This is a genomic window from Ideonella azotifigens (assembly GCF_006519715.1).
Classification (GTDB): Bacteria; Pseudomonadota; Gammaproteobacteria; order Burkholderiales; family Burkholderiaceae_C; genus Ideonella; species Ideonella azotifigens.
The window spans coordinates 1-11,458 of the sequence record NZ_VIDT01000114.1 but is presented as its reverse complement, the minus strand read 5'-3'; the positions used below and the strand labels follow the sequence as shown (position 1 = coordinate 11,458).

Sequence of the window (11,458 nt, the reverse complement as noted above, 5' to 3'; positions counted from 1 at the left end):
GAATGGCTGGAAAGGCGACGGCGTCCATGAAGCCTATGGCGTGCCGCGCATTTGCGATACATTGCGGGACATGAAGACCGCCACCATTCCCTCCGTCCGTGTCGAGCCCGAATTCCGAGCCGAAGTCGAGGCGGTGCTGGGAAAGGGCGAGAGCTTGACCGAGTTTGTCGAAGCGGCGCTGCGCGCGAGCGTGGAGCGCCGCCGCCTGCAGTCCGAGTTCATCGCCCGCGGCCTGCGCTCGCGCGACGAAGCGCACCGCACCGGCGATTACGTCGCGGCCGATGTGGTGCTGGAGGGGCTGCAACGCAAGCTCGACGCGGCGCGCGCCAAGGCCAAGGTAGCCAAGACCGGCAAATGAGTGCCCCAGACCTGCCGCCTCGCGTCAGGCCCCAGAACAACATGCAAGGGGGACGAGAAAACTTGGGACGGCCCGGCGTTCCCTCATGACCTTCACCGTTCGCCTGACGCGCGAGGCCGAGGCGGACCTCGGGCGCCTGTTCGATTTCGTGCTCGAACGTGAACTGGCGCGCGAGCTGGAAGGCGAGGGTGGCGACCTGGCACTGGCCGAGCGGGCACTGTCGGCCATCAGGGCAGGCATTGAGACGCTGAAATCCTCTCCGTTCACCTGCCGCAAGGCGGACCGCGACCCGTTCTTGCGGGAGCTGGTGATCTCATTCGCACATGCCGGCTACGTGGTGCTTTTCGACATCGAGGACGCCGCGAGCGTGTTGGTGGTGGCGGTGCGGCACCAGCTCGAAGACGACTATCACTGAGCCCAACGGGGTCGCGCGGGTTGTCCCGATGCGGGGCAACCCTTGCGTAATCTCGCGTCTTACAACTTGCATCCAAGTTGCATAACCTGCGGCCTCTACAAGAGAAGCACCGGCAGGAGAGAGGCATCCGTGGATTGCATTCTGGAAACGCGCCAGCTCACCAAAGAATTCAAAGGCTTTGTCGCCGTCAACAAGGTGGACCTGAAGGTTCGTCGCGGCAGCATTCATGCATTGATCGGCCCGAACGGCGCCGGCAAGACCACCTGCTTCAACCTTTTGACCAAGTTCCTCGCGCCCACCTCGGGCACGATCCTGTTCGACGGCGAGGACATCACCAAGGAAAGCCCGGTGCGCATCGCGCGCCGCGGCGTGATCCGTTCGTTCCAGATCTCGGCCGTCTTCCCGCACCTCACCGTGCTGGAAAACGTGCGAGTGGCGCTGCAGCGCCAGTTGTCCACCTCGTACCACTTCTGGCGCTCCGAGCATTCGCTGGCTGACCTGAATGACCGCGCGATGCACCTGCTGCGCGAGGTCGACCTGGAGCGCTTTGCGGCGCTGGAGGCGGTGGAGCTGAGCTACGGCCGCAAGCGCGCGCTGGAGATTGCCACCACGCTCGCCATGGCGCCCAAGCTGATGCTGCTGGACGAGCCCACGCAGGGCATGGGCCTGGAAGACGTGGACCGCATCCGCGCGCTGATCAAGAAGGTTGCGGCGGACCGCACGGTGCTGATGGTCGAGCACAACATGAGCGTGGTCTCCAGCATTGCCGACACGATCACGGTGCTGCAGCGGGGCGCCACGCTGGCCGAGGGGCCGTACGAGGTCGTCTCGAAGAATCCGGCGGTGATCGAGGCCTACATGGGCTCGACCCAGACCGAACTCGTGGGCGCGCACTGAGATGAGCAAGACGCCCTTCCTCGAAATCCGCGGCCTGCAAGGCTGGTACGGCGAGTCGCATGTGCTGCATGGCGTGGACTTCCACGTCGATGAAGGCGAGGTCGTCACGCTGCTGGGCCGCAATGGCGCCGGCCGCACGAGCACGCTGCGCGCCATCATGGGTTTGATCGGCAGCCGCAAGGGCTCGATCAAGGTCAAGGGCATCGAGACCATGGGCATGGCCACGCACCGCATCGCGCGGCTGGGCGTGGGCTACTGCCCGGAGGAGCGCGGCATCTTCTCCAGCCTGTCGACCGAAGAGAACCTGATGCTGCCGCCCACCTTGGCAGAGGGTGGCATGAGCGTGCCGCAGATCTACGAAATGTTCCCGAACCTGAAGGAGCGCGCCGGCAGCCAGGGCACGCGGCTGTCGGGCGGAGAGCAGCAGATGCTGGCGGTCGCGCGCATCCTGCGCACCGGCGCCAAGCTGCTGCTGCTCGACGAAATTTCCGAAGGCCTGGCGCCGGTCATCGTGCAGAAGCTGGCCGAGATGGTCACCTCGCTGCGCCGCCAGGGCTACACCATCGTGATGGTGGAGCAGAACTTCCGCTTCGCCGCCCCGCTGGCCGACCGTTTCATGGTCATGGAACACGGCCAGGTGATCCAGTCCTTCACGCAGGCCGAACTGCCCTCGCGCCTCGAACGCCTGCACGAATACCTCGGCGTCTAAGAACGCATTCAGTTCCCATGGAGTTACAGGAGACCAAGATGAAGAAAATCAAAGCCATCACTGCCGCAGCCGCTTCGCTCTTTGCACTGGGCGCCGCACAGGCCCAGGTGTCGGGCGACGTGATCAAGATCGGCTTCATCACCGACATGTCGGGCCTGTACTCCGACATTGACGGCCCCGCTGGCGCCGAGGCCATCCGCATGGCGATTGCTGAAGCCGGCGGTGCGGTGGCCGGCAAGAAGGTCGAGCTGCTGGTGGCCGACCACCAGAACAAGGCCGACGTGGCCGGCGCCAAGGCCCGCGAGTGGTTCGACCAGCAGGGCGTGGACCTGCTGATCGGCGGCACCAACTCGGGCACCAGCCTGGCCATGGCCAAGGTGGCGGCCGAGAAGAAGAAACCGTTCATCGCGGTGGGCGCCGGCACCTCGGCGCTGACCAATGAACAGTGCACGCCCTACACCGTGCACTGGGCCTACGACACGATGGCGCTGGCCAAGGGCACCGGCGGCGCCGTGGTGCGCGCGGGCGGCAAGAGCTGGTACTTCCTGACGGCCGACTACGCCTTTGGCGCCGCGCTGCAGAACGACACCAGCAACGTCGTGAAGGCCGCAGGCGGCTCGGTCGTCGGCTCGGTCAAGCACCCGCTGTCGGCCAGTGACTTCTCGTCCTTCCTGCTGCAGGCGCAAGGCAGCAAGGCGCAGATCCTGGGCCTGGCGAATGCCGGTGGCGATACCATCAACGCGATCAAGGCCGCCAACGAATTCGGTGTCACCAGCACGATGAAGCTGGCCGGCCTGCTGGTCTTCATCAACGACATCCACTCGCTGGGCCTGAAGATGACCCAGGGCATGTACCTGACCGACAGCTGGTACTGGAACAAGGACGCCGAGACGCGCGCCTGGAGCCGCAAGTTCTTCGAGAAGATCAAGCGCATGCCCTCGTCGCTGCAGGCGGCCGACTACTCGGTCGCGAGCAACTACCTGGCCGCCGTCAAGGCCACCGGCTCGGACGACGGCGACAAGGTGCTGACCCAGCTGCGCAAGACCCCCATCAACGACGTCTTCGCCAAGGGCGGCACCATTCGCCCGGACGGCCGCATGGTGCACGACATGTACCTGATGCAGGTCAAGACGCCGGACAAGTCGGTCGAGCCCTGGGACTACTACAACGTGGTCGAGACCATCAAGGGCGATCAGGCGTTCACCACCAAGGCCGAGTCCAAGTGCGCACTGTGGAAGTGACCCACCCCCGAGCGGCTGCGCCGCTCCCCCTCGAATCGATGATGGGCCGTTCCCAAGTCGATTCGACCCCCTTGGGGGGCCTGCCGCTGCGTGGCAGGTCTGGGGGGTTCGTCCGAGGGGCGGCACCAGCGGACCGGCAGAGCCGGATCCGCGGCGCCCGCTTGGTTAACGCGGCCTGAGCCACGCGAGAAGTCGATGGAAATTTTTGGAGTTCCCCTGCAGGCCTTTCTGGGGCAGTTGCTGCTCGGGCTGGTCAACGGCTCGTTCTATGCCGTGCTCAGCCTGGGCCTGGCGGTCATCTTCGGCCTGCTGGGCATCGTCAACTTCGCCCACGGCGCGCTCTACATGATGGGCGCGTACGTGGCGTGGCTGCTGATGGAGAAGTTCCAGATCGGCTTCTGGTGGGCGCTGATCCTGGCGCCCATCGTCGTTGGCGCCATCGGCCTGGTGATCGAGCGCACGCTGCTCAAGCGGCTCTACAAGATCGACCCGATCTACGGCCTGCTGCTGACCTTCGGCCTGGCGCTGATCGCCGAAGGCGTGTTCCGCGACCAGTTCGGCGTTTCGGGCCAGCAATATGCGGTACCTGAATTGCTGCGCGGCGCGACCAACCTCGGCTTCATGGTGCTGCCGAACTACCGCGCCTTCGTGGTGCTGGCCTCGCTCATCATCTGCCTGGGCACCTGGTTCATCATCGAGCGCACCCGGCTCGGCGCCTACCTGCGCGCCGGCACCGAGAACCCGGCGCTGGTGCAGGCTTTCGGCGTCAACGTGCCGATGATGGTGGCGCTGACCTACGCGGCCGGCGCAGGCCTTGCGGCTGTGGCCGGCGTGCTGGCCGCGCCGGTGATCCAGATCACCCCGCTGATGGGCAGCAACCTGATCATCGTCGTCTTCGCGGTGGTGGTGATCGGCGGCATGGGCTCCATCATGGGCGCCATCCTCACAGGGCTGCTGCTGGGCCTGGTCGAGGGGCTGACCAAGGTGTTTTATCCGGAGGCCTCGAACATCGTCGTGTTCGTGATCATGGCCATCATGCTGATGATCCGCCCGGCCGGCCTGTTCGGCAAAGAGAAGTGAGCCAAGAGGCTGAGAGTCTTTCGAACATGCCCGCTCATCACACCATAAGTCTCCCGCTCGTCGTTGCAAATGCTCGCCATGGCCTGAACCATGGCTGTGCTTTGCGCCTAGATCGGAAACCTTCTGGCGCGCTGCTCTGGCACGCCCGAAAAACTCTCAGCCTCTGATGCAAGCCAAAATTCCCACCACCCGCAGCAGGACCTTCTCTCACGAGATCTCCCGCTGGACGCCCGCGCGCCTGGCCTGGGGCCTGGGCCTGCTGTTGCTGGCCATCGCGCCGTTCATCGGCCTGTATCCGGTCTTCATGATGAAGGCCATGTGCTTCGCGATCTTCGCCTGCGCCTTCAACCTGCTGCTGGGCTTCACTGGCCTGCTGTCCTTCGGCCATGCCGCCTACCTGGGCAGCGCGGCCTACGCCACCGGCTGGCTGGTGACCAGCGCCGGCTGGCCGCCCGAGTTGGGCATCCTCGCCGGCATGGCGGTGGGCGCCGGCATTGGCCTGCTGGTCGGGCTGATCGCCATCCGCCGCCAAGGCATCTACTTCGCGATGATCACGCTGGCCATGGCGCAGATGGTCTATTTCGTCTGCCTGCAGGCGCCGTTCACCGGCGGCGAAGACGGGCTGCAAGGCGTGCCACGCGGCAAGCTGCTGGGCTTGCTGCCGCTGGGCAATGACCTGGTGATGTACTTCTTCGTGCTGGCCGTCTTCGTCGCCGTCTTCCTGTTCGTGCTGCGCGTGGTGCACTCGCCCTACGGCCAGGTGCTCAAGGCCATCCGCGAGAACGAACCTCGCGCCATCTCGCTGGGCTACGACGTGGACCGCTACAAGCTGCTCGCCTTCGTGCTGTCCAGTGCGCTGGCCGGCCTGGCCGGTTCGCTCAAGACCCTGGTGCTGGGCTTCGCCACACTGTCCGACGTGCACTGGAGCCTCTCCGGCGAAGTCATCCTGATGACCTTGCTCGGTGGCATGGGCACCTTCGCCGGCCCGGTCCTCGGCGCCATCACCGTGATCGGCCTGCAGGACATGCTCGCCGACCGCGTCGGCTCCTGGGTCACTGTCATCATCGGCGCCACCTTCGTGGTCTGCGTCGTGGCCTTCCGCCGCGGCTTCGTGGGCGAGCTGCTGGCTTGGCAGCAACGGCGCAGGGCGAAGGACCTCAAAGCCTGACGCTGCGCCTGCGTCAACCGCTCTGCTCGCCAAAGCTTCTCAGGCCTCTTGCGGCCGCCTTGGCGCTGCTCGCAGGGATAGCCACATGGTGGCGCCAAGCACGGCCACGACCACGCCCAGCGACACCCACACCGGAATCTCCACCACATCGATCAGCATCATCTTGCTGCCGATGAAGCCCAGCACCACTGCCAGACCGTAGCTGAGCAGGTGGAATTTGCTGGCCATCGCCTGCAGCAGGAAGTACATCGCCCGCAAGCCCAGGATGGCGAAGATGTTCGACGTGAGCACGATGAACGGGTCGGTCGTGATGGCGAAGATCGCCGGAATCGAGTCGACCGCGAAGATCACGTCGGTGATGCCCACCAGGGCCACCACCAGCAGCAGCGGCGTGGCCAGACGGCGGCTGTTCTCCAGGGTGAAGAACTTCTCGCCATCGAAGCCCTGGCTCACGGGAATCAAGCGCTTGAGCAGCTTGAGGGCGGGGTTGTCCGCCAGGTTGGGCTCTTTGCCGGCCGCCCACCACATCTTGATGCCGGTGATCAGCAGAAACGCGCCGAACAGGTACAGCACCCAGTGGAACTGAGTGATGAGCCAGGCGCCTGCGAGGATCATGACGCTGCGCAGCACGATGGCGCCGACGATACCGATCATCAGCACTCGCTTCTGGTAGGCCGGCGGCACCGCGAAGTAGGTGAAGATCATCAGGAACACGAAGATGTTGTCGACGGCCAGGCTCTTCTCGATCAGGTAGCCCGTCAGGAACTCCAGAGCGCGGGCGTTGGCCGTCGCTTGACCGTGCGACTGCGCCACCGCCCACCAGAACAGCGCGTTGAAGGCGAGGCTGGCCACCACCCAGACGATGGACCAGCGCAGCGCTTCCCGCACGGACACCTCGTGCGCGCCTTGCTTGCGCAGCACCACGAAATCGATGAACAAAGCCACCAGCACGGTGGCGATGAAGAAGACCCACAACCAGGTTGGTGCAATGGTGTCCACGGACATTCCTTGGCAATGAAGACGGAGGGGAGGCCAGCACAGGCCTGCGGCAAGACCGACGATTCGCATTCTGCGCAACGGAGGTCGATGCTGTTATCGATCAAAACGCTGTGAATCATCGAAAAAACCAGATACCGTGGCCTCCTTGCCCTGAAGCCGAATGGTCGCCCCCATGACCCTGAACTACCGCCATCTGTACTACTTCTGGCTGGTCACCAAGGAAGGTGGCTTCACGCGCGCTGCCGAGCGCCTGGACATGGCGGTGCAGACCATCAGCGCGCAGGTGCGCGAGCTCGAAAAATCCTTCGGCCACCAACTGCTCAAGCCCGCGGGCCGTGGCGTGGTGCTCACCGAAGCTGGGCAGGCCGCCTTCGCGCGTGCCGAAGAGATCTTCCAGATTGGCCAGCGCATGGTTGACGACGTGCGGGCCGCTGCCACCGCACCGGTGCAGCGCCTGGCGGTGGGCCTGGTCGATGGCATCTCCAAGTTGGCCGCGCATGCATTGTTGGCGCCGGTGTTGGCCGAGCCGCAGCTGCGCCTGATCTGTCACGAGGGCGAGCAAGACCAGTTGCTGGCCGAGTTGGCGCTGCACCATCTGGACCTGGTGCTGGCCGGCCAGGCCGCGCCTGCCAACCCGAACTTGAGGCTGTCCAGCGAGCGCCTGCTGTCTTCACCTGTCCAGTGGTACGGGCCGGCTCACCTGGTGGGCCGGCGCGAGGTGGCCGGCTTTCCCCGGTGCCTGGGTGATTTGCCAGTGCTGTTGCCCACGGCGCATTCGCCGTTGCGGCTGCGGCTGGCCCAGTGGTTTGACGCCCATGGGCTGGTGCCCCAGGTGGTGGGCGAGTTCGAGGACAGCGCCTTGCTGGCGCTGTTCGCGGCACGTGGCTTGGGCGTGTTCCCGGTCAGCGCCGCCGGCGCGGCCGACCTGGCCGCAACACCCGGTCTGAAGTGGCTGGGTGACGCCCCTGAGGTGTTCGAAGAGGTGCACGCCATCCGAACGCGCCGCGGCCTGCATCACCCGCTGGTGAAGCAGGTCATTGCAGCGGCGCGTGGCTGACCATCCCGTGGACGCAGGCGCCTGTGGGCGGCTGCTGCGCCCGTGGCGCGCGCTCAGGCCGGCGCCTGGGCCAGGTGCTCGGCCCGGGCGACCAACTGCTGCTTCGACTGCGCCTCGCTCGCTTCGAACAGGCCCCAGCGCACGATCATCGAGCCCAGCACCGACAGTTCACCCTCGGCCGCATGGCCGTCGGCACGGGTGGCGGCCATGGACAGCTCGAATACCAAGCGCTGCAGCGCCGGATCGTCCACCTCGTCGAGCAGGGCCTGCAGCATGGTTTCATCCACGGCCTGCGCCAAGCCGGCGCTGCCGGGCGCGTGGGCCAGCAAGTCTTCGCAGAGCTGGTGCAGCACCATGGGCAGTGCGCCTGGGGCCAAGCCCAGCCGGCGCTCCGCGTGAAGCGCGGCCAGGCCATCAAACTCCGAGCGGCAGGCGTGACCGTCGGAGATGATCACCAGCGCCACCAGGCGAGCGGCGGCTTGGGGACTGTTGCGGGGCAGGGAGCGCATGGGATGTCCTCCTGGGACTGAGAGTTGCAGGAGCCGGCGGCCCGAAGTGCCGTGCCAGCTTGGTTCAACTGTCGAGCCGGGGCGCCCTGGCGACAAGCAGGTTCAGTCGCAGTGAGTGTTCGAGAAAACCAGCGGTGAAGGTTTGGAATGGCAGCTTCGGCCGAACCCAGAACCCGGGAGCGTGACTGCGTTGGCCTCTTGCTGGTCGTGTCCCGCAGAGCGGCCTCGCTGAAGCGATACCTGGTCTGCCGCTGGGCGGCTGCGAGACCCGCATCAACCCGCGTGCGGCAAATCCTCGTGCTGCCGCTTGCCCTGGGCCACCGGCAGCGCCGCCTGTGGTTCCTCGGCAGACACCTTGGGCAGCAGCACGCCGTTCTTGGCGGCCACCACCTCGGCCATGATGGACAGGGCGATTTCGGCGGGGGTTTTGCTGCCGATGTAGAGGCCGGCGGGGCCGTGCAGGCTGTCGAGAGCGGCGTCTGGCAGGTCGAAGTGTTCGCGCATGCGTTCGCGGCGCTGGCTGCTGTTGCGGCGCGAGCCGATGGCGCCGACGTAGAAGGCCTGGGACTGCAGCGCGTCGATCAGGGCCAGGTCGTCGAGCTTGGGGTCGTGGGTCAGGGCGACGACGGCGGTGCGGGCGTCGGGCTTGAGACGCAGCACCAGGTCGTCCGGCATTTCGTGGCTGAGGGTCACGCCGCTTGTCATGCCACTCAGGTGCCAGCTGGCGCGCTGCTCCTCGCGCGGGTCGCAGACGATGACCTCGAAGCCCACGGTCAGCGCGATCTGGCTCATGTAGCGGGACAGGTCGCCTGCGCCGATCAGGATGAGCCGCGCTTTCGGGCCAAAGCAGGTGATGAGCTGCTGTTCGTCCAGCCGGGGCAGGCTGTCGCGCTGGCCTTCGCGCAGCGTCACCTCGCCGGTCTGCAGGTCCAGCACGCGCTCGGTGCCCTGGCGCTGCTCGCAGGCCTGCAGCAGTTCGGCCAGCCGGCTTCGGGCGGTGACCGGCTCCAGCACCAGCTCCACGGTGCCGCCGCAGGGCAGGCCGAAGCGGTGGGCCTGGTCGGCCGAGATGCCGTAGCGCAGAACGGCGGGAACGTTGCTGGCGCATGCGGCCTGCACCCCGCCTTCGCGGATGCGCTGAACCAGGTCGTCCTCGATGCAGCCGCCTGACACCGAGCCGACGGTCTCGCCGCGCGTGTTGATGGCCATCAGCGAGCCGGGCGGACGCGGCGAGGAACCCCAGGTTCTGGCCACGGTGACCAGCACCACGGCCAGCCCGGCCGACTGCCAGCGCAGCGCACCGCGCAGCACCAGCGTGTCGAGGTCGTCGGTCGTGTTGTGCGGTTCCACTGGAGGGCTCAGGCCAGTTTGAAGGGCAGTTCGCGAATCGGCTTGCTGGTCAACTTTGCCACGGCATTGGCAAAGGCCGGGGCCAGCGGCGGCAGGCCGGGTTCGCCCATGCCGGTGGGCGGCTCTGCGCTGGGCACGATGTGCACGGCGATCTCGGGCATCTGGGTGATGCGCGGGACGACGTAGTCGCCGAAGTTGCTTTGCTCGACCACGCCGTCCTTCAGCGTGATGGCCGCGCCGGGAAGGCACATGGACAGGCCCATCAGCGCGGCGCCCTGGACCTGGGTTTCGACGGTGCGCGGGTTCACCGCCAGGTTGCAGTGAACGCCGGCCGTGGCCCGGTGCAGCACCGGCTGACCGTCCTTGACCGAAGCCTCGACGACATAGGCCACCACGGTCTGGAAGGACTCGTGCACCGCCACGCCCCAGGCGCGGCCGGCGGCGAGCTTCTTCTTGCCGTAGCCGCTCTTGTCCACCGCGAGCTGCAAGGCGGCCCGGTAGCGCGGGTGCTTGTCGCCAAACTGCTGCATGCGGTAGGCGACAGGGTCCTGCTTGTTGGCGCGGGCAATCTCGTCGATCAGCGTCTCCATCACGAAGGCCGTGTGGGTGGAGCCCACGCTGCGCCACCAGAGGACGGGCACGTTGACCTTGGGATGGTGCGCGGTGAGGCGCATCGGCAGGTCGTAGGGCTCGCGCATGCCTTCCACGCCGGTGCTGTCGATGCCGTTCTTCACCATGAAGGCTTCAAACGGCGTGCCGGTGACGATGGACTGGCCGACGATCACATGGTCCCAGGCCAGCACCTTGCCCTGCGCATCCAGGCCGATGCGCGCCCGGTGCAGTTGCGCCGGCCGGTAGTAGCCACCGCGGATGTCGTCTTCGCGGCTCCACAGCGTGCGCACCGGTGCGTCCAGCCCCGCGCCGCGCGCGGCCTTGGCGATCACGCAGGCCTCGTAGACGTAGTCGCTGGTGGCAATCGCCCGCCGGCCGAAGCCGCCGCCGGCCATCTGCACGTTGACCTTCACCTGCTCGGGCTTGAAACCCAGCACGCTGGCGGCCTTCATGCCGTCCAGGCCCGGCATCTGGCTGCCCACCCACAGCTCGGCGCCGTCTGCGCCGATGCGCACGGTGCAGTTCAGCGGCTCCATGGGCGCATGGGCGAGGTACGGAAACGAGAACTCGGCCTCGATCTTCCTGGCGGCACCGGCCAGCGGCGCCATGTCTGCTTCGTAGAAATGCGGGCCGGGTTGGTTTGCCAGCTCGCGGTACTGCGCCAGCAGCTTGGTGCTGTCGACCTTCTCCACGCCGTCGGTGTTCCAGGTCACCTTCAGGGCATCGCGCCCCTGCTTGGCCGGCCAGTAGCCGTCGGCGACGATGGCCACGCCCTCGGCGCCTCGGTCCAGCGGCACCCGCAGCACCGCCTTCACGCCCTTGATGGCGCGCGCTGCGCTGTCGTCCAGCGAGGCGATCTTGGCGCCGAACACCGGCGGGCGCTGCACCACGGCCGTGAGCTGGCCGGGCAGGTGCATGTCAATGCCGTAGTCCTGGTGGCCGCTGCTCTTGGCCTTGGCGTCCAGCCGGGTGGTGGCCTTGCCGATCAGGCGGAAATTCTTCGGGTCTTTCAGCACCACCTTCTCGGGCACAGGCTGCGCCATGGCCACCTGGGCCAGCTCGC

12 protein-coding genes are annotated in these 11,458 nt (G+C 66.5%); 8 read left to right on the top strand and 4 right to left on the bottom strand.

The window, feature by feature from the left end; genetic code table 11:
* From FKP22_RS09945 to FKP22_RS09915, 7 genes are all read left to right on the top strand, one after another.
* On the top strand, nt 1-358 hold a 358-nt coding region (locus FKP22_RS09945), incomplete at its 5' end, for a YlcI/YnfO family protein (protein WP_375140571.1).
* 85 nt (nt 359-443) lie between these two features.
* Complete coding sequence (locus tag FKP22_RS09940; RefSeq protein WP_141287337.1) at nt 444-773, top strand: type II toxin-antitoxin system RelE/ParE family toxin; 330 nt, start codon at nt 444-446, stop codon at nt 771-773.
* A gap of 129 nt (nt 774-902) precedes the next feature.
* Nucleotides 903-1,670 (top strand): ABC transporter ATP-binding protein, encoded by a 768-nt coding sequence (locus FKP22_RS09935; protein WP_141287336.1) that lies wholly within the window; start codon nt 903-905, stop codon nt 1,668-1,670.
* Between the two features lies 1 nt (nt 1,671).
* Complete coding sequence (locus FKP22_RS09930; protein WP_141287335.1) at nt 1,672-2,379, top strand: ABC transporter ATP-binding protein; 708 nt, start codon at nt 1,672-1,674, stop codon at nt 2,377-2,379.
* Nucleotides 2,380-2,417: 38 nt separating this feature from the next.
* Nucleotides 2,418-3,620, top strand: a complete 1,203-nt coding sequence (locus FKP22_RS09925; RefSeq protein ID WP_141287334.1) for an ABC transporter substrate-binding protein — start codon at nt 2,418-2,420, stop codon at nt 3,618-3,620.
* Nucleotides 3,621-3,815: 195 nt separating this feature from the next.
* Nucleotides 3,816-4,700, top strand: coding sequence for a branched-chain amino acid ABC transporter permease (locus FKP22_RS09920; protein ID WP_141287333.1), 885 nt, complete (start codon nt 3,816-3,818; stop codon nt 4,698-4,700).
* Nucleotides 4,701-4,866: 166 nt separating this feature from the next.
* Nucleotides 4,867-5,868: a branched-chain amino acid ABC transporter permease gene (locus FKP22_RS09915; RefSeq protein WP_141287332.1), complete on the top strand. Its 1,002-nt coding sequence runs from the start codon at nt 4,867-4,869 to the stop codon at nt 5,866-5,868.
* A gap of 39 nt (nt 5,869-5,907) precedes the next feature.
* Here FKP22_RS09915 and FKP22_RS09910 read toward each other — a convergent pair whose 3' ends face one another.
* Complete coding sequence (locus FKP22_RS09910; protein ID WP_141287331.1) at nt 5,908-6,867, bottom strand: TerC family protein; 960 nt, start codon at nt 6,865-6,867, stop codon at nt 5,908-5,910.
* Between the two features lie 172 nt (nt 6,868-7,039).
* Between FKP22_RS09910 and FKP22_RS09905 the strand changes: the two genes are divergently transcribed.
* Complete coding sequence (locus FKP22_RS09905) at nt 7,040-7,924, top strand: LysR family transcriptional regulator (RefSeq protein WP_141287330.1); 885 nt, start codon at nt 7,040-7,042, stop codon at nt 7,922-7,924.
* Between the two features lie 53 nt (nt 7,925-7,977).
* On the opposite strand, the gene FKP22_RS09900 is transcribed toward FKP22_RS09905, so the two are convergent.
* From FKP22_RS09900 to FKP22_RS09890, 3 genes are all read right to left on the bottom strand, one after another.
* Entirely contained in the window at nt 7,978-8,433 is a 456-nt protein-coding gene (locus FKP22_RS09900; protein ID WP_141287329.1) for a TerB family tellurite resistance protein, read from the bottom strand.
* A gap of 273 nt (nt 8,434-8,706) precedes the next feature.
* Entirely contained in the window at nt 8,707-9,783 is a 1,077-nt protein-coding gene (locus tag FKP22_RS09895; RefSeq protein ID WP_141287328.1) for an XdhC family protein, read from the bottom strand.
* Between the two features lie 8 nt (nt 9,784-9,791).
* Nucleotides 9,792-11,458 (bottom strand): xanthine dehydrogenase family protein molybdopterin-binding subunit (locus tag FKP22_RS09890; protein WP_141287327.1); only part of this gene is annotated, 1,667 nt, incomplete at its 5' end.

Coding starts and splice junctions, on each gene's coding strand:
- FKP22_RS09940 (WP_141287337.1), top strand. CDS start 444: ATGACCTTCACCGTTCGCCTGACGCGCGAGGCCGAGGCGGACCTCGGG.
- FKP22_RS09930 (WP_141287335.1), top strand. CDS start 1,672: ATGAGCAAGACGCCCTTCCTCGAAATCCGCGGCCTGCAAGGCTGGTAC.
- FKP22_RS09925 (WP_141287334.1), top strand. CDS start 2,418: ATGAAGAAAATCAAAGCCATCACTGCCGCAGCCGCTTCGCTCTTTGCA.
- FKP22_RS09920 (WP_141287333.1), top strand. CDS start 3,816: ATGGAAATTTTTGGAGTTCCCCTGCAGGCCTTTCTGGGGCAGTTGCTG.
- FKP22_RS09915 (WP_141287332.1), top strand. CDS start 4,867: ATGCAAGCCAAAATTCCCACCACCCGCAGCAGGACCTTCTCTCACGAG.
- FKP22_RS09905 (WP_141287330.1), top strand. CDS start 7,040: ATGACCCTGAACTACCGCCATCTGTACTACTTCTGGCTGGTCACCAAG.
- FKP22_RS09900 (WP_141287329.1), bottom strand. CDS start 8,433: ATGCGCTCCCTGCCCCGCAACAGTCCCCAAGCCGCCGCTCGCCTGGTG.